Annotated in this window: 27 protein-coding genes and 1 pseudogene; 18 read left to right on the top strand and 10 right to left on the bottom strand. The window is 52.8% G+C overall.

What is annotated here, in order from left to right:
* Positions 1-41: 41 nt before the first annotated feature.
* From lptG to ACLJRH_RS14755, 3 genes are all read right to left on the bottom strand, one after another.
* On the bottom strand, positions 42-1124 hold the full coding sequence (gene lptG, locus ACLJRH_RS14765; protein WP_023137282.1) for an LPS export ABC transporter permease LptG: 1083 nt from the start codon (positions 1122-1124) through the stop codon (positions 42-44).
* Positions 1124-2224, bottom strand: coding sequence for an LPS export ABC transporter permease LptF (gene lptF, locus ACLJRH_RS14760; protein WP_000584132.1), 1101 nt, complete (start codon positions 2222-2224; stop codon positions 1124-1126). Before lptF ends, lptG begins: the two co-directional genes overlap by 1 nt.
* Before the next feature lie 63 nt (positions 2225-2287).
* Positions 2288-2338, bottom strand: coding sequence for a hypothetical protein (locus tag ACLJRH_RS14755; protein WP_212724070.1), 51 nt, complete (start codon positions 2336-2338; stop codon positions 2288-2290).
* 280 nt (positions 2339-2618) lie between these two features.
* On the opposite strand from ACLJRH_RS14755, the gene pepA reads away from it, so the two are divergent.
* The 3 genes from pepA to ACLJRH_RS14740 all read left to right on the top strand — a co-directional run bounded on the left by pepA (position 2619) and on the right by ACLJRH_RS14740 (position 7565).
* A complete protein-coding gene (gene pepA / locus ACLJRH_RS14750) occupies positions 2619-4130 on the top strand; it encodes a leucyl aminopeptidase (RefSeq protein WP_000397158.1) in 1512 nt (503 codons plus the stop codon).
* Between the two features lie 136 nt (positions 4131-4266).
* A complete protein-coding gene (gene holC / locus ACLJRH_RS14745; protein WP_001523689.1) occupies positions 4267-4710 on the top strand; it encodes a DNA polymerase III subunit chi in 444 nt (147 codons plus the stop codon).
* Positions 4710-7565 (top strand): valine--tRNA ligase, encoded by a 2856-nt coding sequence (locus tag ACLJRH_RS14740; protein ID WP_000416331.1) that lies wholly within the window; start codon positions 4710-4712, stop codon positions 7563-7565. Before holC ends, ACLJRH_RS14740 begins: the two co-directional genes overlap by 1 nt.
* A 141-nt stretch (positions 7566-7706) precedes the next feature.
* Here ACLJRH_RS14740 and ACLJRH_RS14735 read toward each other — a convergent pair whose 3' ends face one another.
* Complete coding sequence (locus ACLJRH_RS14735) at positions 7707-8894, bottom strand: YjgN family protein (RefSeq protein WP_001066975.1); 1188 nt, start codon at positions 8892-8894, stop codon at positions 7707-7709.
* A gap of 194 nt (positions 8895-9088) precedes the next feature.
* On the opposite strand from ACLJRH_RS14735, the gene ACLJRH_RS14730 reads away from it, so the two are divergent.
* Together ACLJRH_RS14730 and ACLJRH_RS14725 are read left to right on the top strand one after the other, a co-directional pair.
* A complete protein-coding gene (locus tag ACLJRH_RS14730; RefSeq protein WP_023137281.1) occupies positions 9089-9592 on the top strand; it encodes a GNAT family N-acetyltransferase in 504 nt (167 codons plus the stop codon).
* A gap of 106 nt (positions 9593-9698) precedes the next feature.
* Positions 9699-10187, top strand: coding sequence for a DUF3617 domain-containing protein (locus ACLJRH_RS14725; RefSeq protein WP_000826191.1), 489 nt, complete (start codon positions 9699-9701; stop codon positions 10185-10187).
* A gap of 243 nt (positions 10188-10430) precedes the next feature.
* On the opposite strand, the gene miaE is transcribed toward ACLJRH_RS14725, so the two are convergent.
* Both miaE and rraB read right to left on the bottom strand, forming a co-directional pair.
* Complete coding sequence (gene miaE, locus ACLJRH_RS14720) at positions 10431-11243, bottom strand: tRNA isopentenyl-2-thiomethyl-A-37 hydroxylase MiaE (RefSeq protein WP_000218448.1); 813 nt, start codon at positions 11241-11243, stop codon at positions 10431-10433.
* Positions 11244-11254: 11 nt separating this feature from the next.
* On the bottom strand, positions 11255-11671 hold the full coding sequence (gene rraB, locus ACLJRH_RS14715) for a ribonuclease E inhibitor RraB (RefSeq protein WP_000002940.1): 417 nt from the start codon (positions 11669-11671) through the stop codon (positions 11255-11257).
* A gap of 16 nt (positions 11672-11687) precedes the next feature.
* Between rraB and argL the strand changes: the two genes are divergently transcribed.
* Both argL and argF (ACLJRH_RS14705) read left to right on the top strand, forming a co-directional pair.
* Positions 11688-11867: a putative translational regulatory protein ArgL gene (gene argL / locus ACLJRH_RS14710; protein WP_372784285.1), complete on the top strand. Its 180-nt coding sequence runs from the start codon at positions 11688-11690 to the stop codon at positions 11865-11867.
* Positions 11837-12841 carry an ornithine carbamoyltransferase gene (argF, locus tag ACLJRH_RS14705; protein ID WP_000103041.1) on the top strand — a complete coding sequence of 335 codons (1005 nt, stop codon included), beginning with the start codon at positions 11837-11839 and terminating at the stop codon, positions 12839-12841. Before argL ends, argF (ACLJRH_RS14705) begins: the two co-directional genes overlap by 31 nt.
* A gap of 72 nt (positions 12842-12913) precedes the next feature.
* On the opposite strand, the gene ACLJRH_RS14700 is transcribed toward argF (ACLJRH_RS14705), so the two are convergent.
* Positions 12914-13366 carry a YhcH/YjgK/YiaL family protein gene (locus tag ACLJRH_RS14700; protein WP_000583457.1) on the bottom strand — a complete coding sequence of 151 codons (453 nt, stop codon included), beginning with the start codon at positions 13364-13366 and terminating at the stop codon, positions 12914-12916.
* Positions 13367-14041: 675 nt separating this feature from the next.
* Between ACLJRH_RS14700 and arcA the strand changes: the two genes are divergently transcribed.
* The 5 genes from arcA (at position 14042) to ACLJRH_RS14675 (ending at position 19455) form a co-directional block, all read left to right on the top strand.
* The gene (gene arcA, locus ACLJRH_RS14695) at positions 14042-15262 is read left to right on the top strand and encodes an arginine deiminase (protein WP_000410838.1); all 1221 of its coding nucleotides are present in this window, start codon (positions 14042-14044) and stop codon (positions 15260-15262) included.
* A gap of 10 nt (positions 15263-15272) precedes the next feature.
* Positions 15273-16205, top strand: coding sequence for a carbamate kinase (gene arcC, locus ACLJRH_RS14690; protein ID WP_000428751.1), 933 nt, complete (start codon positions 15273-15275; stop codon positions 16203-16205).
* A gap of 111 nt (positions 16206-16316) precedes the next feature.
* The gene (gene argF / locus ACLJRH_RS14685; protein ID WP_000237031.1) at positions 16317-17321 is read left to right on the top strand and encodes an ornithine carbamoyltransferase; all 1005 of its coding nucleotides are present in this window, start codon (positions 16317-16319) and stop codon (positions 17319-17321) included.
* 55 nt (positions 17322-17376) lie between these two features.
* Positions 17377-18780, top strand: coding sequence for a YfcC family protein (locus ACLJRH_RS14680; RefSeq protein ID WP_000514424.1), 1404 nt, complete (start codon positions 17377-17379; stop codon positions 18778-18780).
* Positions 18781-18966: 186 nt separating this feature from the next.
* Complete coding sequence (locus ACLJRH_RS14675; protein ID WP_000666051.1) at positions 18967-19455, top strand: arginine repressor; 489 nt, start codon at positions 18967-18969, stop codon at positions 19453-19455.
* Here ACLJRH_RS14675 and ACLJRH_RS14670 read toward each other — a convergent pair.
* Positions 19425-19566 (bottom strand): annotated as a pseudogene (locus ACLJRH_RS14670) (hypothetical protein). The gene ACLJRH_RS14675 and the pseudogene ACLJRH_RS14670 sit on opposite strands and share 31 nt — an antisense overlap.
* Between ACLJRH_RS14670 and pyrL the strand changes: the two are divergent.
* The 5 genes from pyrL to ACLJRH_RS14645 all read left to right on the top strand — a co-directional run bounded on the left by pyrL (position 19546) and on the right by ACLJRH_RS14645 (position 22075).
* Positions 19546-19647: a pyr operon leader peptide gene (gene pyrL / locus ACLJRH_RS14665; RefSeq protein WP_000249504.1), complete on the top strand. Its 102-nt coding sequence runs from the start codon at positions 19546-19548 to the stop codon at positions 19645-19647. The pseudogene ACLJRH_RS14670 and the gene pyrL overlap by 21 nt on opposite strands.
* 35 nt (positions 19648-19682) lie before the next feature.
* The gene (gene pyrB, locus ACLJRH_RS14660) at positions 19683-20618 is read left to right on the top strand and encodes an aspartate carbamoyltransferase (protein ID WP_000013055.1); all 936 of its coding nucleotides are present in this window, start codon (positions 19683-19685) and stop codon (positions 20616-20618) included.
* A gap of 12 nt (positions 20619-20630) precedes the next feature.
* On the top strand, positions 20631-21092 hold the full coding sequence (gene pyrI / locus ACLJRH_RS14655; protein ID WP_000148566.1) for an aspartate carbamoyltransferase regulatory subunit: 462 nt from the start codon (positions 20631-20633) through the stop codon (positions 21090-21092).
* A 75-nt stretch (positions 21093-21167) separates the two neighbouring features.
* Positions 21168-21554, top strand: a complete 387-nt coding sequence (gene ridA, locus ACLJRH_RS14650) for a 2-iminobutanoate/2-iminopropanoate deaminase (protein WP_000047544.1) — start codon at positions 21168-21170, stop codon at positions 21552-21554.
* Positions 21555-21628: 74 nt separating this feature from the next.
* Complete coding sequence (locus tag ACLJRH_RS14645) at positions 21629-22075, top strand: transposase (RefSeq protein ID WP_000252557.1); 447 nt, start codon at positions 21629-21631, stop codon at positions 22073-22075.
* Between the two features lie 115 nt (positions 22076-22190).
* On the opposite strand, the gene mgtA is transcribed toward ACLJRH_RS14645, so the two are convergent.
* Positions 22191-24899: a magnesium-translocating P-type ATPase gene (mgtA, locus tag ACLJRH_RS14640; protein WP_015406162.1), complete on the bottom strand. Its 2709-nt coding sequence runs from the start codon at positions 24897-24899 to the stop codon at positions 22191-22193.
* 140 nt (positions 24900-25039) lie between these two features.
* Entirely contained in the window at positions 25040-25093 is a 54-nt protein-coding gene (mgtL, locus tag ACLJRH_RS14635) for a mgtA regulatory leader peptide MgtL (protein ID WP_099374030.1), read from the bottom strand.
* A 196-nt stretch (positions 25094-25289) separates the two neighbouring features.
* Here mgtL and treR point away from each other — a divergent pair, with 196 nt between their 5' ends.
* Entirely contained in the window at positions 25290-26237 is a 948-nt protein-coding gene (gene treR, locus ACLJRH_RS14630; protein WP_001181294.1) for a trehalose operon repressor TreR, read from the top strand.
* Positions 26238-26290: the final 53 nt, after the last annotated feature.

Below are 26290 nucleotides of genomic sequence, written 5' to 3'. Positions count from 1 at the left end.
AGGCACTGCGCTTTACTGCATTGCCGGATGGCAGCCTGTGATTACGACTTACGCAGCATTAGCCACAGGCTAATCAGGAAGAAAGACGCGCTCGGCAGCAGCGCGCCGACAATCGGCGGAATGCCGTATACCAGCGTCAGCGGGCCAAAAATCTGGTCGAGAACGTAAAAGACGAAGCCGAAGCTAATCCCCGTCACCACGCGCACGCCCATCGGCACACTACGCAGTGGGCCAAAGATAAACGACAGCGCCATCAGCATCATCACCGCCACGGAGAGCGGCTGGAAGATTTTACTCCACATATTGAGCTGATAACGTCCGGCGTCCTGTCCGCTCGACTTCAGATATTTAACGTAGTTATGCAGACCGCTGATGGAAAGCGCATCCGGGTCCAGCGCCACCACACCTAACTTATCCGGCGTCAGATTCGTTTTCCAGGTACCGCTCACCGTCTGCGAACCGGTGATCTGTTTCGGGTTTTGCAGATCGGACTCATCCACCTGCGACAAACGCCAGACCTTATGCCCCGGGTCGAATTTTGCCGAAGCGGCGTAACGCACCGACTGCAAACGACGCTGATCGTTGAAAGCGTAAATACTAATGCCGGCCAGCTCCTCGTCGCCCTTCACCCGTTCAATATAGACAAAGTTATTCCCGTCTTTCGCCCACAGACCTTGCTGGGTGGAAAGCAGCGAACCGCCATACATCGCCTGCGCACGATAGTTACGCGCCATCTGCTCGCCCTGCGGGGCGACCCATTCGCCGATCGCCATGGTTAACAGCACCAGGGGGATAGCCGTTTTCATCACCGACAGCGCCACCTGCATACGGGTGAAACCCGATGCCTGCATCACCACCAGTTCGCTACGCTGCGCCAGCATCCCCAGTCCCAGCAACGCGCCAAGCAGCGCCGCCATAGGAAAGAAGATCTGGATATCCTTAGGTACGCTGAGCAGGGTGTACATACCCGCGCCCAGCGCGTCGTAGTTACCCTGCCCCGCTTTTTTCAGCTGATCGACAAACTTGATGATCCCGGAGAGCGACACCAGCATGAACAACGTCATCATGATGGTGGTAAAAATGGTTTTACCGATATAGCGGTCAAGTACACCAAATGGCTGCATTATACCGCTCCTTTACGCAGAAAACGGGCACGCAGGCGGCGGACCGGCACCGTATCCCACAGGTTTAAACCAATCGCCAACGCCAGATAGATCAGGTTGACCGCCCACATCCAGATAACCGGGTCCAGTTTGCCTTTACCGCCATTCGATTTAATGGAGGTCTGGATCAGGAAGAACAGCAGATAAAGCAGCATGGCGGGCAACATAGACAAGACGCGCCCCTGACGTGGATTCACCACGCTGAGCGGCACGACCATCAGCGCCATCATAAATACGGTAAAGACTAACGTGATACGCCAGTGCAGCTCGGCGCGAGCGCGATCGTTGTCGGTATTCCACAGCGTGCGCATGTCCATCTGGTCGGTATCGTTCGGGTCCAGCGCCACGGCCTGATGGCCAATAATCGCCTGATAGTTCTGGAAGTCGGTGATGCGAAAATCGCGTAGCAACGCCGTTCCTTCAAAACGTGTCCCTTTGTTTAAGGTGACAACCTGGGAACCATCGCGCAACTGAGTAAGGTGTCCGGAATCAGCCACTACCACAGAAGGACGAGCATTGCCCTTAGGGCGAATCTGCGCCAGGAAAACATCGTGGAAGTCGCTGCCATCAACGCTTTCGATAAACAGCACCGAGCTGCCGTTGGTCGCCTGCTGGAATTGCCCCTGCGCCAGCGCCGCCATACCGGGGTTCGCTTTCGCCTCCGCCAGCACTTCATCCTGGTGTTTTGACGACCAGGGACCGGCCCACATCACGTTAACCGCCGCAAGGATACCGGTAAATAACGCCAGTACCATGGCGGCCTTTACCAGCACGGCTTTGCTCAACCCACAGGCGTGCATGACCGTAATTTCACTTTCGGTATACAGTTTGCCCAGCGTCATCAGCAGCCCCAGGAACAGGCTTAAAGGCAGGATGAGCTGCGCCATTTCCGGTACGCCCAGCCCCAGAAGCGAGAGCACCAGATTTGCGGGAATATCGCCGTCAACCGCCGCGCCGAGAATCCTCACTAACTTTTGACAAAAGAAGATCAAAAGTAAGATGAAGAGTATCGCCAGCTGGCTTTTGAGCGTCTCCCGCACCAGATATCTTATGATTATCACTTTAAATACGCCCGTAAAAACCCATTTTTTTGCTGGAATTTAGCTTGTTTCATGGCTTAAACGTCATTTATTCTCTTGAGTCGTCGAAATCATCGCTAAGATCATTATACTCAGCGGATTCACCTCTCAGAACTTGTTCTGACGTGCCAATGCCGTAATAACGTTAAGATTAACACGAAGTCACCGCAACAGCGGATATGAGTTACGAAAGCTTTCAATTTCTATACTCTAATGGATTTCGAGTTGCAGGCAGGCGGCAAGACTGTGGAGCCCCGGAGCTTACATCAGGTAAGCGACAGGGGTGAGCAGGCGCAGCCAACGCATCTGCAACTTGAAAGACGACGAGTATAGCTGTAGCCACCACTGTTGTCTTTAAGATTCAGGAGCATAGTGCATGGAGTTCAGTGTAAAAAGCGGTAGCCCGGAGAAACAGCGGAGTGCCTGCATTGTCGTGGGCGTCTTTGAACCGCGTCGCCTTTCTCCGATTGCAGAACAGCTCGACAAAATTAGCGACGGATACATCAGCGCATTGCTGCGTCGCGGCGAACTGGAAGGAAAACCGGGGCAGACTCTGTTGCTGCACCATGTTCCTAACGTTCTTTCCGAGCGAATCCTCCTCATTGGTTGCGGCAAAGAGCGCGAGCTTGATGAACGTCAGTATAAGCAGGTTATTCAGAAAACGATAAATACTCTGAATGATACCGGCTCGATGGAAGCCGTCTGCTTCCTGACCGAGCTGCACGTCAAAGGCCGCAACAACTACTGGAAAGTGCGTCAGGCCGTCGAAACGGCCAAAGAGACGCTTTATAGCTTTGATCAACTCAAGACCAACAAGAGCGAGCCGCGCCGCCCGCTACGTAAGATGGTCTTTAATGTGCCGACCCGCCGTGAGCTCACCAGCGGCGAACGCGCCATTCAGCACGGTCTGGCCATCGCCGCCGGGATTAAGGCAGCGAAAGATCTCGGCAACATGCCGCCCAATATCTGTAACGCCGCCTACCTGGCGTCACAGGCGCGCCAGTTGGCTGACAGCTACAGCAAAAATGTCATCACCCGCGTCATCGGCGAACAGCAAATGCGCGAACTGGGTATGAACGCTTATCTGGCGGTCGGCCACGGTTCGCAGAATGAATCGCTGATGTCGGTGATTGAGTACAAGGGCAATCCGTCCGAAGACGCGCGCCCGATCGTGCTGGTGGGTAAAGGCCTGACCTTCGACTCCGGCGGCATCTCCATCAAGCCATCTGAAGGGATGGACGAGATGAAGTACGACATGTGCGGCGCAGCGGCGGTTTACGGCGTGATGCGTATGGTTGCCGAGCTTCAGCTACCGATTAACGTTATCGGCGTGCTGGCGGGCTGTGAAAACATGCCGGGCGGACGCGCGTATCGTCCGGGCGACGTGCTGACCACCATGTCTGGTCAAACCGTTGAAGTCCTGAACACCGACGCCGAAGGCCGTCTGGTTTTGTGCGACGTGCTGACCTACGTTGAACGCTTCGAACCGGAAGCCGTCATTGACGTGGCGACGCTAACCGGGGCCTGCGTGATTGCGCTGGGCCATCACATTACCGGTCTGATGTCGAACCATAACCCGTTGGCGCATGAGCTGATCGGCGCGTCCGAGCAAGCGGGCGATCGCGCGTGGCGTCTGCCGCTGGGCGATGAGTTCCAGGAACAACTGGAGTCCAACTTTGCGGATATGGCAAACATTGGTGGTCGTCCTGGCGGCGCCATCACCGCGGGCTGCTTCCTGTCGCGCTTTACCCGTAAGTATAACTGGGCGCACCTGGATATCGCCGGCACCGCCTGGCGCTCCGGCAAAGCGAAAGGCGCGACGGGGCGTCCGGTAGCGCTGTTGTCGCAGTTCCTGCTCAATCGCGCGGGCTTTAACGGCGAAGAGTAAGTTTGAGATTACCCCGTAGGCCTGATAAGGCGCATTAGCGCCGCCATCAGGCGTTTTGCCGGATGGCGCTGCGCTTATCCGGCCTACGGGATGCATCATGGCAACGCATTTAAATCCACCACAAGAAGCCCCATATATGAAGAATGCGACGTTCTATCTTCTGGATAATGACACTACCGTCAATGGTTTAAGCGCCGTTGAACAACTGGTGTGTGAAATTGCCGCAGAACGTTGGCGCGCCGGCAAGCGCGTGCTGATCGCCTGCGAAGATGAGAAGCAGGCCATTCGGTTGGATGAAGCGCTGTGGGCAAGACCGGCGGAAAGTTTTGTCCCGCACAATCTGGCAGGCGAAGGCCCACGCGGCGGCGCGCCGGTTGAAATTGCCTGGCCGCAAAAACGCAACAGCAGCCCGCGCGATATTTTAATCAGCCTGCGTACAAGCTTTGCAGATTTTGCCACCGCTTTCACAGAAGTGGTAGACTTCGTCCCTTACGAAGAAACTTTGAAACAACTGGCGCGCGAACGCTACAAAGCCTACCGCGTGGCTGGTTTTAACCTGAATACGGCAACCTGGAAATAATGGAAAAGACATATAACCCCCAAGATATCGAACAGCCGCTTTACGAGCACTGGGAAAAGCAGGGCTATTTCAAGCCTAACGGCGACGAAAGCAAAGAGTCCTTCTGCATCATGATCCCGCCGCCGAACGTCACCGGCAGTTTGCATATGGGACATGCTTTCCAGCAAACCATCATGGATACCATGATCCGTTACCAGCGTATGCAGGGTAAAAACACTCTGTGGCAGGTCGGCACCGACCACGCCGGGATCGCGACCCAGATGGTGGTTGAGCGCAAGATTGCCGCTGAAGAAGGTAAAACCCGTCACGACTACGGCCGCGATGCGTTTATCGACAAAATCTGGCAGTGGAAAGCGGAATCCGGCGGCACCATTACCCGTCAGATGCGCCGTCTCGGCAACTCCGTTGACTGGGAACGCGAGCGCTTCACCATGGACGAAGGCCTTTCCAATGCCGTGAAAGAAGTCTTTGTTCGCCTGTACAAAGAAGACCTGATTTACCGTGGCAAACGCCTGGTGAACTGGGACCCGAAACTGCGCACCGCCATCTCTGACCTGGAAGTGGAAAACCGCGAGTCCAAAGGCTCGATGTGGCACATCCGCTATCCGCTTGCCGACGGCGCGAAAACCGCAGACGGTAAAGATTACCTGGTCGTCGCCACCACCCGTCCGGAAACCGTACTGGGCGATACCGGCGTGGCCGTGAACCCGGAAGATCCGCGTTATAAAGATCTGATTGGCAAATTCGTTATTCTGCCGCTGGTTAACCGCCGCATTCCGATTGTGGGCGACGAACACGCCGATATGGAAAAAGGCACCGGCTGCGTAAAAATCACCCCGGCGCACGACTTTAACGACTATGAAGTCGGGAAACGTCACGCCCTGCCGATGATCAACATCCTGACCTTTGACGGCGACATTCGCGAAAGCGCGGAAGTGTTCGATACCAAAGGTGAAGAGTCTGACGTTTATTCCAGCGAGATTCCGGCTGAGTTCCAGAAGCTGGAACGCTTTGCTGCCCGTAAGGCCATCGTTGCTGCCGTTGACGCGCTCGGCCTGCTGGAAGAAATTAAACCGCACGATCTGACCGTCCCTTACGGCGACCGTGGCGGCGTGGTTATCGAACCGATGCTAACCGACCAGTGGTATGTGCGTGCAGACGTGCTGGCGAAACCGGCGGTGGAAGCGGTTGAAAACGGCGACATTCAGTTCGTGCCGAAGCAGTACGAAAACATGTACTTCTCCTGGATGCGTGATATCCAGGACTGGTGTATCTCTCGTCAGTTGTGGTGGGGTCACCGTATCCCGGCATGGTATGACAACGACGGCAACGTCTACGTTGGCCGTACCGAAGACGAAGTGCGTCAGGAAAACAACCTTGGTGCCGACGTTGCGCTGCGTCAGGACGAAGACGTTCTTGATACCTGGTTCTCCTCCGCGCTGTGGACTTTCTCCACCCTCGGCTGGCCGGAAAACACCGACGCGCTGCGTCAGTTCCACCCCACCAGCGTGATGGTGTCCGGCTTCGATATCATCTTCTTCTGGATTGCCCGCATGATCATGATGACCATGCACTTCATCAAAGATGAAAACGGCAAGCCGCAGGTGCCGTTCCATACCGTCTATATGACCGGTCTGATTCGCGACGACGAAGGCCAGAAGATGTCCAAATCCAAGGGTAACGTTATCGACCCGCTGGATATGGTGGACGGCATCTCCCTGCCGGAACTGCTGGAAAAACGCACCGGCAATATGATGCAGCCGCAGATGGCGGAGAAAATTCGCAAGCGTACCGAGAAGCAGTTCCCGAACGGCATCGAGCCGCACGGCACCGACGCCCTGCGCTTTACCCTGGCGGCGCTGGCCTCGACCGGCCGCGATATCAACTGGGATATGAAGCGTCTGGAAGGTTACCGTAACTTCTGTAACAAGCTGTGGAACGCCAGCCGCTTTGTGCTGATGAACACCGAAGAGCAGGATTGCGGCTTCAACGGCGGCGAAATGACGCTGTCGCTGGCGGACCGCTGGATCCTGGCGGAATTCAACCAGACCGTTAAAGCCTACCGCGACGCTCTGGACAGCTTCCGCTTCGATATCGCCGCAGGCATCCTGTACGAGTTCACCTGGAACCAGTTCTGCGACTGGTATCTGGAGCTGACCAAGCCGGTGATGACCGGGGGTTCCGAGTCTGAGCTGCGCGGCACCCGCCATACGCTGGTCACCGTGCTGGAAGGTTTGCTGCGTCTGGCGCACCCGATCATTCCGTTCATCACCGAAACCATCTGGCAGCGCGTGAAGGTCATTTGCGGTATTACCGCCGACACCATCATGCTGCAGCCGTTCCCGGAATATAACGCCGCACAGGTGGATGAAGCCGCGTTGGCCGATACCGAGTGGCTGAAGCAGGCGATCGTCGCGGTACGTAACATTCGTGCGGAAATGAACATCGCCCCGGGCAAACCGCTGGAACTGCTGCTGCGCGGCTGTAGTGAAGAAGCCGTTCGTCGTGTTAACGACAACCGTAGCTTCCTGCAAACCCTGGCGCGTCTGGAAAGCATCACCGTGCTGCCAGCCGATGACAAAGGCCCGGTTTCCGTGACCAAAATCATCGACGGCGCCGAACTGCTGATCCCGATGGCAGGCCTCATCAACAAAGACGATGAGCTGGCGCGTCTGGCGAAAGAAGTGGCGAAAATCGAAGGCGAGATTGCCCGTATCGAAGGCAAACTGTCCAACGAAGGTTTCGTCGCCCGTGCGCCGGAAGCGGTGATTGCCAAAGAGCGTGAGAAGCTGGACGGTTACGCAGAAGCCAAAGCGAAACTGATTGAGCAGCAGGCGGTTATTAGCGCGCTGTAATCTGAAAGCCTGATGGCGCTTCGCTTACCAGGCCTACACGTTCGCTTATTGACATGGCGCGATCGGTAGGCCGGATAAGGCATTCACGCCGCCATCCGACAACATGAATTATGGGCCGACGTAAACGTCGGCCTTTTTACATCAGATAAACGGGAAGTAAGGCATAATGCCACGAGAAATCCACATTAGCGGGCTGTTTTCCAGCGGCTTCTCATCATTGGTTAACTCAAGCGAATCCAGATCGCCCTGGACCTGTGTATTCTGCGCCAGCCAGCTCACCAGCCAAATTTTCAACCACGGATAAGCCAGCCCTAAGGTCACGCCGGAAATCACAAACACCACCAGTAACCGCCACAGCATACCGTGTGCAGTGACAGAGGAATGAAAACGAATCGAATCGTTCGCCAGTGACAAATTGTTTAAAAACAGGTTGCGTAACGCCACATATAAGTAACTGGTTACCACAATAATCGCGAGAAAATAGAGGAAATAACATGCCATTATCTGGCCATAATATTGCAGAATAAGCGCCCCTCCTGCCTGCGCATTCCCCATCATACTCAAAAGAATCATGTCGGTGAACACCGGCGCGATTAGATAACCAATCACGACAGCAAAAGGGAAAAGGGTCAACATTGCCAACACGCACCCTCTGATGCACGTTTTAACATTAACCTGAATCGAGAAACGATGAATGCCAAAGTTTGCGCCATTGCCAAACAAGGTCATCCATTTGCTGTAGGTAATACCGTTAATGACCCCTATCCCAATAATAGCCAGCAAACCGAGAAAAACGATATTGAACACTAAACCGCCGACGGCGATGGTTACCAGTGAGATAATATAAAGAACAATATAAAGCGCCACCATCAGGAGTACCGGGAGAGCGAACATGTACCACCAGGCGCGCCGCATGGAACACTGGAATCCAAAATGTACGCCATTAAGCGAAGTCATCATCGCCTGATACTGTAATCCTTTCACCGCCATAAAAGGAATAATCGCAATTAATAAGCCGAATAGCGTAAAACCGAGACCGGGATGACCGTGTTCAATAAGAGAGAGGCTAACAATATAAATAATAAAAACTAACAACACACTAATAAATAATGCGCCGCCCGTGGCTTTGTAAGCAAAAGGCTGATTGTTTAGCGTCATATTAGTATAAATATAACGTCGACATTTCACCATCGCCCACGGCGCATAGATTCCCAACGTGATACACGTCAACAAGAAATTCACAAGGCAAATAACAAAATACTTTCCGCCCTTGCCTGTAAACACCAACGTGTGATTATGGTTATCTTTACTACTGATAACGTTATTCATGAATCATATCCCTGAATTACAATCTATTAGAATTAATAATAAAAACCAGTAAATTGTTACTGATTTGACTACGATACTATTTTTGTTTAATTTTTCCGCCTTTTATTTTGTCTGATTCAGGATCTCCTTGCGCGTGACTCAAGACGGTGGTATTAAAGTAATCTATAAATAAATTTTAAAAATTGAGCCATATTATGAATAATGTCGCCTCGCCAACGCTCACGGTGCGCCGAATCACTGCCGCCGACAATGCCGCTATTGCCCGTGTCATCCGTCAGGTTTCAGCGGAATACGGACTTACCGCCGATAAAGGTTATACCGTTGCCGACCCCAATCTGGATGAACTGTATCAGGTTTATAGCCAACCGGGCGCGGCCTACTGGGTGGTAGAGCAAAACGGTTGTGTGGTAGGCGGCGGCGGCGTGGCGCCGTTATCCTGTAGCAAACCAGACATTTGTGAACTGCAAAAAATGTATTTTTTACCGGTGATTCGTGGTCAGGGGCTGGCGAAAAAGCTGGCGCTGATGGCGCTGGATCATGCCCGTGAACAGGGTTTTAAACGCTGCTATCTGGAAACAACGGCTTTTTTACGCGAGGCGATTGCGCTATACGAACGTTTAGGATTTGAACATATTAGCGAACCGCTCGGCTGCACCGGACATGTCGATTGCGAAGTGAGGATGTTAAAGGATCTCTGAAAACCAGGCGTTTATTTATCCTCGCCAGGTATTATTTTTGCTGATATAAGTAATCCCGGAAACATCCTGTTATCCGGGAATTACTTATTATTCAAGGAAGTTATAAATGAAACGCCTATTATCAGCAATTGTTTTCCCCGCTATGTTTATTAGTATCTCTAATGTATATGCTTTAGATATACAGCCCGGTGAATGGAAAATGGAAAATATAGAAATGCGCACCATCAATCCAGATACAAAAGAAGTATTAATGGATGAAAAAAATTCGGGCATAGCGACGCTTATGTGTTATACCCCTAAAATGTCTGAAGATTCTAAAAAAATGGTGAAGGGTTTTTCTACCAGTGCAGGCGGTTGCACGACAACATTTGTAGAAAGTACGGATACTAAACTGATCAATGAGACTGTGTGTAATAATCCTGATGCCAAATCGCACTCTATTGTAGAAACGACGAAAATAAGCGATACAGAATTTGCGATGACCATGAAATCGGATGTCGATGCAGGAGGTAATAAAACAACCTCCATCAACAAAATTAAACAAACCTTTGTTGGCAAGACCTGCTCTGAAGCGTCAAAAGGCGTGAAACAGTAAGTATTTCAACACAAGAACCCGTAGTGATGATGCAAAAATGGCATTGTTCAAGGTCACCTTTCGGGAATATAACACTGAGTGAGTTCTTTTTGCCTGCCGCAGGGCAGGCTTTACTCAGGACAGAATATCATGAAAATGACTTTTTCTGCTCGCCAGCAGTTTGATGTCGGGCGGATGACCACCACAAATTTTGCAGACAGCGACAGCGTAAAAGATAAAAACGCTAATCTTTAATTTTACCCTTTATCCGGCGGCTGGCACGCCGCTATGAAAACGAAACTCGCGGTCTGGCGACAAGATAAGGTCAGCTTCCACCTCGCCAAAATAGCGCACGCGCGCAGAAATGTCCTCGGCGGAAATCTGCTGCGCCAGCGCCAGGTAATCCTGATAATGCCGCGCTTCGGAGCGCAGAAGCGAGAGATAAAACGTCTGTAAATCCTCATCCAGCCAGGGCGCCAGAGCGGCAAAACGTTCGCAGGAGCGGGCTTCGATATACGCCCCGCAAATCAGCTTATCAATTAAGGTGAGCGGTTCGTGCGTGCGTACCGCTTTCAACATTCCTTTCGCGTAGCGGCTGGCGGTGATTTTCACATAAGGAATGTTTCTGGCCTGCATGACCTCGCGTACCTGCCAAAAATGGTGCAACTCCTCTTTAATCAATAACACCATACGGTCGATCAGCTGACGCCCCCAGGGGTCATCAGTTTGCGGCATGGCGTTTTTGCTAATCTGTCTATGCAGGGCAACAAAATCCGGCTCCGGCCCCTGACGAAACGCGAACGCCTCGTAAGGTTGCAGCCAGGCGAGCAGCGCGTCGGCGCCCGATTTATCAGCGACATATTTACGCACCAACAGCAACGCGGTTTGCGCAGCCTTCAGTTCGCAGATCAAGTGATCGGTAAGCAGAAGAGGAAGATTTTGCGGATCGCGGGCCTGGACAATCCACGCCTGCGGCGTCGGGCAATGCAGGAAATTAAGCACCGGAGAGAGTATTTGCGGGTAATTCATACGTAACCTGTTAAAAAAATACGACAGCAGACGCTGCCGTACCGTCATACTATACAGCTTTAGTGACGCACGCCGTCGTCATCTTCATCGACATAATCGTCGTCGTCACCCTCTTCGCCATTAGGGTCTTCGAAATAGGTTCCCCAGCCGTCGTATTCAACATCATATTTTTCCGCCAGGTTCATCAGTTGCTCAACCTGAGCGTCGATGAGTTCGGCGTTCAACGCGCACTCGCTGAGAATGTCGCAACAAATAACCGTATCGCCCTCTTCCACTTCCAGCTCTTCCGGCTCCGTCACTTCATAGCCGAGTTTAAAGGCTTCTACCGCGGCTTTTTCCAACGTTTCGAAATCGTCAGCGGAAAGGTGATGCTCAATAGTGTACAGCGCATCCGGATCGCTGCCGTCCTCAAGTAACTCTTCAATAATTAACCGCGTTTCTTCACGCTGCTCTTCCAGTAATTCCGGGTTTGCCATAGCTCGTTCCTCATAGATGTCCTGCCGATACTCTTATTGTCACATACCGCCGACGTTGCCTCCACCTTATCGAGAAAAGTTTTATCAAACAGGGTTGCAAATGAATAATCATCCATATAAAGTGAATTTTAATTCAATGAGAAGCCTAAGCCATGTGAGGGAAGTATGTCTACGTTTTACCAAAAACCTTTTTTAAAGTTACTTGATTTCACCGCCAGCGAACTCACTGCTCTGTTGCAGCTTGCCGCCAAACTGAAAGCCGATAAGAAAAACGGTAAAGAAGAACAAAAGCTGGTGGGTAAAAATATTGCGCTCATCTTCGAAAAAGACTCGACCCGGACACGATGCTCTTTCGAAGTTGCCGCATACGATCAGGGGGCGCGCGTGACGTACCTGGGCTCCAGCGGGAGCCAGATCGGCCATAAAGAGTCCATCAAAGATACTGCCCGCGTCCTGGGCCGGATGTTTGACGGTATTCAGTATCGAGGATATGGCCAGGAGATCGTCGAAACGCTGGCTGAATATTCCGGTGTGCCGGTATGGAACGGTTTAACCGATGAGTATCACCCAACGCAATTACTGGCGGATCTGCTCACCATGCAGGAACATCTGCCGGGTAAAGCCTTTAACGAGATGACGTTGGTCTATGCCGGAGACGCGCGTAATAACATGGGTAACTCCATGCTGGAAGCCGCCGCGTTAACAGGATTGGATCTCCGTCTGGTCGCGCCAAAAGCCTGCTGGCCGCAAGCCGCGTTAGTGGCGGAGTGCAGCGCCATGGCGAAAAAGAATGGCGGCGCCATCACCCTGACCGAAGATATCGCCTCAGGCGTAAAAGGCGCGGATTTTATCTATACCGATGTTTGGGTCTCTATGGGCGAACCCAAAGAGAAATGGGCGGAGCGTATTGCCCTGCTGCGTGATTATCAGGTCAACAGCCAGATGATGGCGTTAACCGGCAATCCGCAGGTTAAGTTCCTGCATTGTCTGCCTGCGTTCCATGATGACGAAACCACGCTCGGCAAAAAAATGGCCGAAGAGTACGGTTTACATGGCGGGATGGAAGTGACCGACGAGGTTTTTGAGTCTGCGGCCAGCATTGTCTTTGATGAAGCGGAAAACCGAATGCATACCATCAAAGCAGTAATGGTAGCGACGCTGTCTAAATAATGTCGTTATGATGCCGGATGGCGGTTGGCCTACAAAATCGCAACGTGCAGGCGCCGCCATCCGGACAAAATATTACGCCATCAGCATTTTCACAACCGCTTTACGTACCCGCGCCGGTTCTCCCACCGCGCACAGGGGCTTATGCACTTCGCCGGGATAAAACACCACAAAGTCGCCTTCGTTCAGGACGACGGTTTTCTCGTCGACGCTCGTCGGTAAAAATGCAATGTCTTTATCCGTCAGCCAGTCCGTGTGCGGCGTTCCTGCAGGCCGGGTACTGAATGCCATCCCTTCCTGACCTTGTAGCACAATCTGAATATCAAGATAACGGGCGTGATACTCTGCGCTGCGCGATTCGCCCGGCTCCGTCATATTTTCAGAAATCATATAAAACAGCCTGTCGCCGTCAATGTCATACTTACCTGGCGCGGTCGTTGCCGTGACATGCGCATTGACGTGCTCAATCGCCTGCCGTAACGCCGTCGGCAGCCAGGCCTCCAGATGTTCAATATTGCCAATAATCATCGCATCCCCTTAGTTAAAACAGCGTTTTATTTTTCTCTTTATACGAGAAAAATGGCTGCCATACTACCCTTACTCTCATCGATTTTGCACCAGCGCATGTTTATCGCCAGCGGTGTTTATATATTGTTAATAGTTCGCCCAACTTTATGCAGTATCTATGCATAAACCCCAGCGGTGCCAAATTGCCATCACTAACAACGCTTTGATATTAAAGGCGTTAACATAAAAACGTTTTAGCGATCACAATTCGCTCTCCCTGCATAAATGACTTCTATATCCATAGTTATTTTTAAATTATTTAAATATCCCCGATAATAAAATCCCCCTCACGCATAGTTATGCAACTCTTAAAAATAATCACTTTGTTTTCAAGTGGTTAAGATTTAAATATCATTCAATACAACAAACAAATAATTAACAATAAAAAAATAACAAACCATATAGCTGCGTAGTAATTCATTTAATGCCTTATTGTTTTTTGAATTTCTCTGACCCGGCTCATATATTAAATAAGAAAAATAGCACTCCTTGATTGATGTGAATCTCATCACATTAACAACCCAAATAAAATTCAATCATTGCTCCCGAATTTAACTGAAACGCCGCGACTGCAAGCACGCTAAATATTTGCAGTCACTCCTTCTTTATTCTTGAAATTATGTAAAAGGTATAATGATGGAAAAGCATTTTGTCGGTTCTGAAATCGGTCAATTACGCAGTGTAATGTTGCATCGGCCCAATCTCAGCCTAAAAAGACTTACCCCTTCAAATTGTCAGGAATTACTTTTTGACGATGTATTATCCGTAGAGCGCGCTGGCGAAGAGCATGACATTTTTGCCAACACGCTGCGCCAGCAAGGGATAGAAGTGTTGCTGTTAACCGACCTGCTCACCCAAACGCTGGATGTGGCTGACGCTAAAGCCTGGCTACTGGACACGCAAATTTCCGATTATCGCCTTGGGCCCACCTTTGCCGCAGATATTCGCGCCTGGTTGGCGGATATGCCGCACCGTGAACTGGCTCGCCATTTAAGCGGCGGTTTAACTTACGGCGAAATCCCCGCCTCCATAAAAAATATGGTGGTCGATACTCACGATATTAATGACTTTATTATGAAGCCATTACCGAATCACCTATTTACCCGTGACACGTCCTGCTGGATATATAACGGCGTCTCAATTAACCCCATGGCGAAACCTGCACGCCAACGTGAAACGAATAATTTACGTGCTATTTATCGCTGGCATCCTCAATTCGCAGACGGTGATTTCATTAAATATTTCGGCGACGAGGACATTAATTACGACCACGCCACTTTAGAGGGCGGCGATGTGCTGGTGATTGGCCGCGGCGCGGTGTTGATCGGTATGTCTGAACGTACTACGCCGCAGGGCGTCGAGTTCCTGGCGCAGGCATTGTTTAAACATCGTCAGGCGGAACGCGTTATTGCCGTTGAACTGCCAAAACATCGCTCCTGTATGCACCTTGACACCGTCATGACCCACATTGATATCGACACCTTCTCCGTCTATCCGGAAGTCGTTCGCCCGGACGTTCAGTGCTGGACGCTGACGCCAGACGGACGCGGCGGTCTGAAACGAACCCAGGAGAGCACGCTGGTTCATGCTCTTGAAAAAGCGCTTGGCATCGATCAGGTGCGCTTAATCACCACTGGCGGCGACGCATTTGAAGCTGAGCGCGAACAGTGGAATGACGCCAATAACGTGCTCACCCTGCGTCCAGGCGTGGTGGTGGGCTATGAGCGCAACATCTGGACCAACGAAAAATACGACAAAGCCGGCATTACCGTCCTTCCCATTCCCGGCGATGAACTAGGTCGCGGGCGCGGGGGCGCACGCTGCATGAGCTGTCCACTGGAACGCGATGGTATTTAAAGGAGACGTTATGGAAAACAAACGCACACTGGTCGTCGCGCTGGGCGGCAATGCGCTGCTCAAACGCGGCGAACCGCTGGAGGCTGATATTCAGCGTAAAAATATCGAACTGGCGGCCAGAACCATCGCCCAGCTTACCCGGCAATGGCGCGTGGTGTTAGTGCACGGCAACGGCCCACAGGTAGGACTGCTGGCGCTACAAAATAGCGCCTACGCTAACGTTACGCCCTACCCGCTCGATATTCTCGGTGCGGAAAGCCAGGGCATGATTGGCTACATGCTGCAACAGGCGCTGAAGAATCATCTGCCGGAGCGCGAAATCAGCGTCCTGCTCACCCAGGTCGAAGTCGATGCCAACGACCCGGCATTCCTCAATCCAACCAAATATATCGGACCGATTTACGACGAAGCGCAGGCCCGTGCGTTACAGGCAGAAAAGGGCTGGGTATTCAAAGCCGACGGTAACGCCTTCCGCCGCGTTGTGCCCTCCCCGCAGCCGAAACGCATTGTGGAAAACGATGCCATCCGCGCGCTGATTAGCCGCGATCACCTGGTTATCTGTAACGGCGGCGGCGGCGTGCCGGTCGTGGAAAAAGCCGATGGCTACCACGGTATCGAGGCGGTGATCGACAAAGATCTGTCCGCCGCTCTGCTTGCCAGCCAAATTCACGCCGACGCGCTGCTCATTCTGACCGATGCCGACGCGGTGTATCTCGACTGGGGCAAACCCACCCAACGCCCGCTGGCGCAGGTTACGCCGGAGCTGCTTCGTGAAATGCAGTTCGACGCCGGTTCGATGGGCCCGAAAGTGACCGCCTGCGCTGAGTTTGTCAGCCATTGCCGCGGCATTGCCGGAATCGGCTCGCTGGCGGATGGGCAAGCCATTCTCGCGGGCGAGAAAGGCACTTTGATTCGGTGTGAAACCGCCGACGTTGACGCATAAGGCTTTTTACCGGATGGCGGCTTCCGCCTTATTCGGCCTACAGAGCGCGCATAACCGTGGGCCGGATAAGCGCAGCGCCATCAGGCAATTCATTTTAACAAGGATATTGTAATGGTTATTTCACTGAAAAATCGTAACTTTTTGAAGCTGCTTGACTACACCCCGGCGGAAATCCAACACCTCATCGATCTGGCTATTGAGCTGAAAGCCGCAAAAAAAGCCGGATGCGAAAAGCAAACGCTGATCGGCAAAAACATCGCGCTGATTTTTGAAAAAACCTCTACCCGCACCCGATGCGCGTTTGAAGTCGCCGCTTTCGACCAGGGCGCGCAGGTGACTTATCTCGGCCCAAGCGGCTCGCAGATCGGCCATAAAGAGTCCATGAAAGATACTGCTCGCGTCCTGGGGCGGATGTATGACGGCATCGAATATCGCGGTTTTGGTCAACACATTGTGGAAGAGCTGGGGGAATACGCGGGCGTTCCCGTCTGGAACGGCCTGACCGATGAATTTCACCCCACCCAGATCCTGGCCGATCTGATGACCATGCTGGAACACGCGCCGGGTAAAACGCTGCCGGAACTGAGCTTCGCCTACCTGGGCGACGCGCGCAACAACATGGGCAACTCGCTGATGGTGGGCGCGGCGAAGATGGGCATGGATATCCGCCTGATAGCGCCAAAGTCCTTCTGGCCTGATGCCGCGCTGGTCGCGCAGTGCCGGGAAATCGCCAGCGTTACCGGCGCTCGTATCACCTTAACGGAGAGCGTTGAAGACGGCGTTCACGGTGTGGATTTCCTCTATACCGACGTCTGGGTCTCGATGGGAGAGCCCAAAGAAGCCTGGGCGGAGCGCGTCAGTCTGATGACGCCATATCAGGTCAACCAGCAGGTGGTAAACGCTACCGGTAATCCTGATGTGAAGTTTATGCACTGCCTGCCCGCCTTCCATAACGAGCACACCAAAGTGGGACGCGAAATCGAAATGGCTTACGGCCTGAAAGGACTGGAGGTCACGGAAGAGGTGTTCGAGTCCGCAGGCTCGATAGTCTTCGATGAAGCGGAAAACCGGATGCACACCATCAAAGCGGTCATGGTGGCGACGCTCGGCGACTAATCCCACAGGATATGCGCCCTCGCGGCGCATATCCGTGATATCAGGAGAGAACATCATGGGTAAATTTAAATTTCCCACCGCTTATACCATCCTGTTTATTCTTATTGCCCTGGTCGCAGTGATGACCTGGATTGTGCCGGCGGGAAAATACCAAATGGCGATGAACGCCACGCTGGGAAAAGAGGTGCCGGTGGCGGGAACGTATGCCCCCGTGGACGCGCATCCGCAAGGGATTACCGCTGTTTTACTGGCGCCGATTGACGGCCTCTATAACCACGAAACCTACACCGCCGGCGCCATTGACGTCGCGCTGTTTGTCTTGATTATCGGCGGCTTTCTGGGGGTGGTGAATAAAACGGGGGCGATTGATGCCGGTATTGAACGGGTAACTATCAAACTCAACGGCAAAGATGAGTGGATGATCCCCATTCTGATGGCGCTGTTCGCCGCAGGCGGCACTATCTATGGCATGGCGGAGGAGTCGTTGCCCTTCTACACGCTGCTGGTGCCGGTCATGATGGCGGCCCGCTTCGATCCGTTAGTGGCGGCGGCAACCGTACTGCTCGGCGCAGGGATAGGCACGCTCGGTTCGACCATTAACCCTTTCGCCACAGTCATTGCCGCCAACGCCGCCGGCATCCCTTTTACTCAGGGAATGCTGATGCGCGTACTGCTGTTAATTGTCGGCTACGTACTGTGCGTGTTTTGGGTAATGCGCTATGCGCGCAAAGTCCGCGCCCATCCTGAGCTTTCTATCGTGGCGGATAAAATGGAGGAAAACCGCGCCCATTTTCTCGGCAATCGCGCCAATACTCTGCTGGAGTTTACGGCTACCCGGAAATGGGTACTGCTGATCTTCGCCGCCTCTTTCGCGGTGATGATTTACGGCGTGGCGGTTCTCGGCTGGTGGATGGCGGAAATCTCCGGCGTCTTTCTGGCGGCGGCGATTATCGTTGGCGTGATAACGCGGATGGGTGAGGAAGCGTTCACCAGTACCTTTATCGACGGCGCGCGGGATTTGCTCGGCGTGGCGCTAATTATTGGTATCGCGCGCGGCATTGTGGTGGTCATGGATAACGGTATGATTACCCACACCATTCTGCACAGCGCGGAAAGTCTGGTTTCCGGCCTCTCTACCACCATTTTCATAAACGTAACCTACTGGCTGGAAGTATTGCTTTCCTTCCTGGTGCCCTCCTCTTCCGGTCTTGCCGTATTGACGATGCCCATTATGGCGCCGTTAGCGGATTTTGCCCACGTACAGCGGGATTTGGTCGTAACCGCCTACCAGTCGGCCTCCGGGATTGTGAACCTGGTTACTCCCACCTCAGCCGTAGTCATGGGCGGTCTGGCGATCGCGCGGGTTCCCTATGTCCGCTATCTGAAATGGGTCGCCCCGCTGTTGCTGATCCTGACATTGCTGAATATGGCGGTACTGAGCATCGGAGCGATGATGTAACGAGCCAGATGGCGACGCGTCTTATCCGACAGGACTGATAAGCACAGCGCCATCAGGCACGCCGTCACCTTTTTTGATCGGCTTCTCATTTTCCTGCAAAACCGCCCGATTGATCCGCAATCAATGTGACAAATGTGATGAATTTCGCCAGTCCGTTGATATCAATAATAAAGATAAGGTGCATTTATGAAGGAATACGATGATTACTCCGCCAAAGAACAACAGCAACTGGCGGTTTGTCAGCGCCTGATTAGTGAAAAAAGTTACCTGTCCCAGGAGGAGATTCGCCGCGATTTACAAAATGAGGGATTTGAAGGTATTAGTCAGTCTACGGTTTCGCGCCTGCTCAAGCTGCTGGGCGCAATAAAAATCAGAAATACGAAGGGACAAAAGATTTATTCCGTAAATCCCCAGCGGCGTCCTTCGCCGGATGCCGGACGTTCAATAGCCGAAATGGTCGTCAGCGTTGAACATAATAGCGAATTTATCCTTATCCATACGGCGGCAGGTTATGGTCGCGCCGTCGCGAGAATTCTGGATTACCACGCATTGCCGGAAATTCTCGGCGTCGTTGCCGGTAGCAGTATTGTCTGGGTCGCACCACGGGTCGTTCAGCGCACGGCGCTGGTACACAAACAAATTAATTATTTGCTTAAAATGAATTTAAATTCATAAGAACCGTTTGCGACAAGTAAATCATGCATTAATTCGCTTGATCCCCAAACAGAGCTGAGTATAATCGCGGACAATTTGCCGGGAGGAAGCATGGTTCAGTGTGTACGACATTCTGTCTTACCGCGTCTGAAAAAAGACGCAGGCCTGCCGTTTTTCTTTCCGTTGAAAACCAATACCAAGCCCCTCAATTGAGGGGCTTTTTTTTGCCCAGGCGTCAGGAGATAAACATGGCTAACCCGCTATATCAAAAACATATCATTTCCATAAACGACCTCAGCCGCGACGATCTTAATCTGGTACTGGCGACGGCGGCGAAATTAAAAGCCAACCCGCAGCCGGAGCTATTGAAACATAAAGTGATCGCCAGCTGCTTTTTCGAAGCCTCCACGCGTACCCGCCTGTCGTTTGAAACTTCAATGCATCGCCTGGGCGCCAGCGTAGTGGGCTTCTCCGACAGCGCCAACACGTCGCTGGGGAAAAAAGGAGAAACGTTAGCCGACACGATCTCAGTGATTAGCACTTACGTGGACGCGATTGTGATGCGCCATCCGCAAGAAGGCGCGGCACGTCTGGCGACGGAGTTTTCCGGTCAGGTGCCGGTGCTCAATGCGGGCGACGGTTCGAACCAGCATCCGACGCAGACCCTGTTGGATCTGTTCACCATCCAGGAAACACAGGGCCGTCTGGATAACCTGCATATCGCGATGGTCGGCGATCTGAAATATGGCCGCACCGTGCATTCGCTAACCCAGGCGCTGGCGAAATTTAGCGGCAACCGTTTTTATTTTATCGCGCCGGACGCACTGGCGATGCCGCAGTACATTCTGGATATGCTGGATGAAAAAGGAATGGCCTGGAGCCTGCATGGGTCTATTGAAGAGGTCATGGCCGACGTCGACATCCTCTATATGACTCGCGTACAGAAAGAGCGTCTCGACCCGTCGGAGTACGCCAATGTGAAGGCGCAGTTTGTTCTGCGCGCCAGCGACCTGAACGGCGCGCGTGAAAATATGAAAGTGCTGCACCCGCTGCCGCGCATTGATGAAATCACCACGGATGTGGATAAAACGCCACACGCCTGGTACTTCCAACAGGCGGGCAACGGTATTTTCGCTCGCCAGGCGTTACTGGCGTTGGTACTGAATAGCGAACTGAGTCTGTAAGGGAGAAAAGCGATGACACACGATAACAAACTGCAGGTTGAAGCCATTAAATGCGGCACCGTGATTGACCATATCCCTGCGCAGGTAGGCTTTAAACTGCTGAGTCTGTTTAAATTGACCGAGACCGATCAGCGAATCACTATCGGTCTGAATCTCCCGTCTGGCGAGATGGGGCGTAAAGACTTAATCAAAATAGAAAACACCTTCCTCACCGATGAGCAGGTTAACCAACTTGCTCTGTACGCGCCGCAGGCCACCGTTAACCGCATCGACAACTACGACGTAGTCGGGAAATCACGCCCCAGCCTGCCAGAGCGTATTAATAATGTGCTGGTTTGCCCGAACAGCAACTGCATCAGCCACGCGGAACCGGTATCCTCCAGCTTTGCAGTGAAAAAACGCGCCAATGATATCGCCCTCAAATGCAAATACTGTGAAAAAGAGTTTTCGCATAATGTGGTGCTGGCCAACTAATGGGGTTGGTTATGAGATCCCGGCTCCCTATAATGAGCGGGGACATTCTATTACCGCTGTAATTCAGGAGAAATCATGAGCAAAACTATTGCGACGGAAAATGCACCAGCAGCAATCGGCCCATACGTACAGGGCGTTGACCTGGGTAGCATGGTAATCACTTCCGGTCAGATCCCGGTCGATCCGAAAACCGGCGCCGTAGCGGAAGACGTATCCGCTCAGGCACGTCAGTCGCTGGAAAACGTTAAAGCTATCGTGGAAGCCGCTGGCCTGAAAGTAGGCGACATTGTGAAAACGACCGTATTCGTGAAAGACCTGAACGATTTCGCGACCGTCAACGCCACCTACGAAGCCTTCTTCACCGAGCACAACGCCACCTTCCCGGCGCGTTCCTGCGTGGAAGTTGCCCGTCTGCCGAAAGACGTGAAAATTGAGATTGAAGCGATCGCTGTTCGTCGCTAAGCGCCGGACGTCATCCCCGCCGGGCGGCGCAAGTTTGCCCGGTTCGGGGCACCAACAGCCATGGAGAGGCGGCAATGGTAAGATCGCGTTTTACCGAGGAACAAATCGCCGATTTTCTGCAACAGTCGAAAAACGGCGTACCGAATAAGGCGTTGTGCGAAGAATATGGATTTAGCAACAGCACGCTCCGTCGCTGGCAGGAGAAGCATGCTGAAAGCGTACGCCAGGAATTAAAACAGATAGAATCTACCGCGAAGATAGTCTTTTTATGCTTCATTGTCGCAGCCATATTGCTTACCCTTATGTTTCCTAAACCCACTGGCGCCTTAGCGATTCCTCCTTACTTAGTTTATTGCGTTAGCTATATTCGCCGCTTTCGTCGCATATCCGCAAAACATATCCGGCGGTGGGATATCTCCTCCTCTCGTTCCGGATTGGGGGCAGAGAACACATTTTACAAACTTAGCTGGACATTCCTCTTTTTTATGCCTGCATATAGCATTCTACAGTTGCTTGAATAAGCCCTGAAATTTAAAGATAAAGCCGATCGCGTAAAACTTGTCGAGCTTTACGGGCATCTGGCCTGGTTAGCGATATCGGGGATTAAGCACGCTGGCGAATCCCCGACGAAAGTGTTTACTGCCAGCCATAACGTCGGCTGTAAAACCCTTTCACTAACTGGGTTAACGTCATATAGCCCGCCAGAATGGCAATCAGCCACGGGAAATAGCTTAACGGCAGCGCCTGCAACTGCAGGTAAGACGCCAGGGGCGAAAACGGCAACGAAACTCCCACCACCATCACCAACAATGTCATCGCCATCAGCGGCCAGGCGGCGCGACTTTGAATAAACGGCAGACGACGGGTACGGATCATATGCACAATCAGCGTTTGCGACAGTAATCCCACCACAAACCAGCCGGACTGGAACAAAGTTTGCGTTTCTGGCGTATTCGCATGAAATACCCACCACATCAGACAAAAGGTCAAAATGTCGAAAATCGAGCTGATCGGACCGAAAAAGACCATAAAGCGCCCCAAATCCGCCGGATTCCAGCGCTGCGGCTTTTGAATTTGTTCTTCATCGACATTATCAAACGGAATCGCCACCTGGGATACATCGTACAGCAGGTTTTGAATCAGCAAGTGCAGCGGCAGCATTGGCAGGAACGGCAAAAAGGCGCTCGCCACCAGTACGCTAAACACGTTACCGAAATTTGAGCTGGCCGTCATCTTGATATATTTCAACATATTAGAAAAAGTACGACGACCTTCAATGACGCCTTCTTCCAGCACCATCAGGCTCTTTTCCAGCAGGATAATATCGGCGGCTTCACGGGCGATGTCCACCGCGCCATCTACCGAGATACCAATATCCGCCGCCCGCAACGCCGGGGCATCGTTAATCCCGTCGCCCATAAAACCGACCACATGCCCCTCGCGTTTGAGCAAAGTGACGATGCGCTCTTTATGCATCGGCGTCAGACGCGCAAACAACGTCGTACGGGCGGCCAGCGCCGCCAGCGCGTCGTCGCTTAACCCTTCAATATCACTGCCAATAACGACATCGCCCGCATCCAGCCCAACTTCATGGCAAACTTTCGCCGCTACCAGCTCGCTGTCGCCGGTGAGAATTTTCACCGTAATTCCGCTTGCCTTCAGCGCTTTCAGCGCCGGCGCGGTGGTCTCTTTCGGCGGATCGAGAAAAGCAATATACCCTTCCAGGATCAGGTCAGATTCATCGATACGCTGGTAATCGCCCCCACGTGCAGGCAGGTATTTGGTCGCGACGGCGACCACGCGTAGCCCCTGACGGTTCAGCGTGTCGGTAACGCGTTTCACCCGGCGCAGCATATTGTCGTCCAGCGGCACAATATCGCCGTTGTGGCGCACCTGAGTACACACATTCAGGATCTCCTGTAACGCGCCTTTGCAGACCAGTTGATGCACGCTCGAATCTTCGGCCACCACCACCGACATCCGGCGACGCTCAAAATCAAACGGAATCTCATCGATTTTCTGCCAGCGTCCGGAGAGCTGACGCGCGGCGGTTTCGTCTACTCCCTCCAGGACCGCCGTATCCAGTAAGTTTTTTAGACCGGTCTGATAATGGCTGTTCAGCCAGGCGCAATGCAGTACATGCTCGCTGGGCTTACCAGAAATATCCGTATGATTCTCCAGCACAATTTTATCCTGCGTCAGAGTGCCGGTTTTATCGGTGCACAGAATATCCATCGCGCCGAAGTTCTGAATCGCATCAAGGTGCTTCACGATAACTTTCTGTTTCGAGAGCTTCACCGCCCCGCGCGCGAGGGTGGAGGTGACGATCATCGGCAACATTTCCGGGGTGAGCCCTACCGCGACCGAAAGCGCAAATAACGCCGCTTCCCACCAGTCACCTTTCGTGTAACCATTAATAATCAGTACTACCGGCGCCATGACCAGCATAAAGCGGATCAGCAACATGCTGACGCGGCTAATTCCTTTCTGGAAAGCGTTCTGCTCGTTATCTTGTTCCGACACGCGCCCCGCCAATTGACCAAACCAGGTGTCGGCGCCGGTCGCCATCACCACGGCCTGCGCCGTTCCGCTCACGACGTTCGTCCCCATAAAGCACAGCGTGTCGCACTCAAGCGGGTTATTTTGCCGGGGCTCACGCGTCGCGGCGACTTTCTCGACCGGCAGAGATTCGCCGGTCAGCGACGCCTGGGCGACAAACAGATCGCGCGCCTGGATAATCCGTAAATCCGCCGGGATCATATCCCCCGCCGCCAGCTTAATAATATCGCCGGGCACCAGTTGATCGATGGGTAATTCCAGCCAGGCGTTTTCGCCATTTTCATTAATAACCCGCAGTACGGTAGCGGTATTACTCACCATCGCTTTTAGCGCGTCCGCTGCTTTCGTCGAGCGCGCTTCCTGCACAAAATTCAGCAGCGTTGAGATACCGACCATCAGGGCGATAACGCCTGCGGCAAACAGATCCTCCGTGGCATAAGAAATGCCGCCAAGAATCGTGAGTAAGATGTTGAAAGGATTGCGATAACATACCCACAGATGCACCCACCACGGCGAGGGTTTCTGTGCCGGAAGGCGGTTTTCGCCATGCTTTTCACGCGCGCGCGTTACCTCGGCGGCGTTTAATCCCTCCGGGTGCGTATCAAAAACGCGCCAGAGAGTCTCCTGCTCCATTGCCGCGACTTTCAGACAGCGTTCGCTCAGCGAAGGCGGGATAGTCGCATTTACCGCGGTCTGCGCCCCGGGCAGCGGATCGCGGTGAACCAGACGATAAGGCAAATGACGATTAAGCCGGGCAAAAAGCTGGCGGGTAATGGTTTTTAGCATAGGTAATCCCTCCGCGCCGAAGTCAGGCGCAGAAAATTCTTCAGGCACGGCAAAGCCTTGCCCGATGAGCAATGTTTAAATAAAAACAGGGACGTTATTGTGTCACTGTCTTACACACCGGTAAGACAGCAGAGGCAGGCTTACCGGAAAAGGAAAATTCTCCATCGCGGGAGAGGGGTGGGTTCAGGGTCCATGTCGCCTCCGGTAAGTAAACGATTTGCGCCGTGGATTATACGCATAAATCCATAAGTTTTGTGGCAATTATGGCGGTATCATACCGTTACGTAATTAAACCAACGATAAACCAGACTTTGCCCATTGCCCTTCGCTTGAGTAAAGTTACTCTTTTTATCACCAATCACCATCAGCGTCACGCCACGGGAAAACAGGATGCAAAACCGGCTCACTATCAAAGACATCGCCCGCCTGAGCGGCGTAGGGAAATCAACCGTTTCCCGCGTGCTTAACAATGAAAGCGGCGTAAGCGAACGTACCCGCGAGCGTGTCGAAGCGGTGATGAATCAACACGGTTTCTTTCCGTCCCGCTCCGCCCGTGCGATGCGGGGACAAAGCGATAAAGTGGTCGCTATTATCGTCACTCGCCTTGATTCGTTGTCTGAAAATCTCGCGGTTCAGACCATGCTGCCTGCGTTTTATGAACAGGGCTACGACCCTATTATGATGGAAAGTCAGTTCTCGCCGACGCTGGTAATGGAACATCTGGGCATGCTCAGACGACGTAACATTGATGGCGTGGTGCTGTTTGGCTTTACCGGCATCACAGAAGAGTTGATCGCCCCCTGGAAAGCCTCGCTGGTGCTACTGGCAAGAGATGCGCAAGGTTTTGCCTCCGTCTGTTACGACGACGAAGGCGCGATTCATATCCTTATGCAGCGGCTGTATGAGCAGGGACACCGCAACATTAGCTTTCTGGGCGTTCCCCATAGCGATATTACCACCGGCAAACGTCGGCATGACGCATACCTGGCGTTTTGCAAAAAACATAAACTTCATCCCGTCGCCGCCCTGCCCGGTCTTGCCATGAAGCAGGGCTATGAGCATACGGCAAGCGTCATCATGCCGGATACCACCGCGTTAGTCTGCGCCACCGATACGCTGGCGTTGGGCGCCAGTAAGTATTTACAGGAGCAACGTATTGAGACGCTGCAACTGGCAAGCGTCGGGAACACGCCGCTGATAAAATTCCTGCACCCGGAGATCGTCACTGTCGATCCTGGCTATGCTGAAGCCGGACGACAGGCGGCTTCGCAGCTGATCGAACAGATCAATGGCCGCTGCGATCCGCGCCGGATCGTCATTCCTTCTACCCTCGCCTGAGTGACTGATTAAACGGAATACCACGAGTAATTTGTGATCGTCGCTGCGTTTCG

The organism is Salmonella sp. SAL04162 (assembly GCF_046551535.1).
GTDB lineage: Bacteria > Pseudomonadota > Gammaproteobacteria > Enterobacterales > Enterobacteriaceae > Salmonella > Salmonella enterica.
Note: the sequence above shows the minus strand (reverse complement) of the source record. Positions and strands in the feature narration are given on the sequence as shown.

Coding starts and splice junctions, on each gene's coding strand:
- lptG (WP_023137282.1), bottom strand. CDS start 1,124: ATGCAGCCATTTGGTGTACTTGACCGCTATATCGGTAAAACCATTTTT.
- pepA (WP_000397158.1), top strand. CDS start 2,619: ATGGAGTTCAGTGTAAAAAGCGGTAGCCCGGAGAAACAGCGGAGTGCC.
- holC (WP_001523689.1), top strand. CDS start 4,267: ATGAAGAATGCGACGTTCTATCTTCTGGATAATGACACTACCGTCAAT.
- ACLJRH_RS14740 (WP_000416331.1), top strand. CDS start 4,710: ATGGAAAAGACATATAACCCCCAAGATATCGAACAGCCGCTTTACGAG.
- ACLJRH_RS14735 (WP_001066975.1), bottom strand. CDS start 8,894: ATGAATAACGTTATCAGTAGTAAAGATAACCATAATCACACGTTGGTG.
- ACLJRH_RS14730 (WP_023137281.1), top strand. CDS start 9,089: ATGAATAATGTCGCCTCGCCAACGCTCACGGTGCGCCGAATCACTGCC.
- ACLJRH_RS14725 (WP_000826191.1), top strand. CDS start 9,699: ATGAAACGCCTATTATCAGCAATTGTTTTCCCCGCTATGTTTATTAGT.
- miaE (WP_000218448.1), bottom strand. CDS start 11,243: ATGACGGTACGGCAGCGTCTGCTGTCGTATTTTTTTAACAGGTTACGT.
- rraB (WP_000002940.1), bottom strand. CDS start 11,671: ATGGCAAACCCGGAATTACTGGAAGAGCAGCGTGAAGAAACGCGGTTA.
- argL (WP_372784285.1), top strand. CDS start 11,688: ATGTCCTGCCGATACTCTTATTGTCACATACCGCCGACGTTGCCTCCA.
- argF (WP_000103041.1), top strand. CDS start 11,837: ATGTCTACGTTTTACCAAAAACCTTTTTTAAAGTTACTTGATTTCACC.
- ACLJRH_RS14700 (WP_000583457.1), bottom strand. CDS start 13,366: ATGATTATTGGCAATATTGAACATCTGGAGGCCTGGCTGCCGACGGCG.
- arcA (WP_000410838.1), top strand. CDS start 14,042: ATGGAAAAGCATTTTGTCGGTTCTGAAATCGGTCAATTACGCAGTGTA.
- arcC (WP_000428751.1), top strand. CDS start 15,273: ATGGAAAACAAACGCACACTGGTCGTCGCGCTGGGCGGCAATGCGCTG.
- argF (WP_000237031.1), top strand. CDS start 16,317: ATGGTTATTTCACTGAAAAATCGTAACTTTTTGAAGCTGCTTGACTAC.
- ACLJRH_RS14680 (WP_000514424.1), top strand. CDS start 17,377: ATGGGTAAATTTAAATTTCCCACCGCTTATACCATCCTGTTTATTCTT.
- ACLJRH_RS14675 (WP_000666051.1), top strand. CDS start 18,967: ATGAAGGAATACGATGATTACTCCGCCAAAGAACAACAGCAACTGGCG.
- pyrL (WP_000249504.1), top strand. CDS start 19,546: ATGGTTCAGTGTGTACGACATTCTGTCTTACCGCGTCTGAAAAAAGAC.
- pyrB (WP_000013055.1), top strand. CDS start 19,683: ATGGCTAACCCGCTATATCAAAAACATATCATTTCCATAAACGACCTC.
- pyrI (WP_000148566.1), top strand. CDS start 20,631: ATGACACACGATAACAAACTGCAGGTTGAAGCCATTAAATGCGGCACC.
- ridA (WP_000047544.1), top strand. CDS start 21,168: ATGAGCAAAACTATTGCGACGGAAAATGCACCAGCAGCAATCGGCCCA.
- ACLJRH_RS14645 (WP_000252557.1), top strand. CDS start 21,629: ATGGTAAGATCGCGTTTTACCGAGGAACAAATCGCCGATTTTCTGCAA.
- mgtA (WP_015406162.1), bottom strand. CDS start 24,899: ATGCTAAAAACCATTACCCGCCAGCTTTTTGCCCGGCTTAATCGTCAT.
- treR (WP_001181294.1), top strand. CDS start 25,290: ATGCAAAACCGGCTCACTATCAAAGACATCGCCCGCCTGAGCGGCGTA.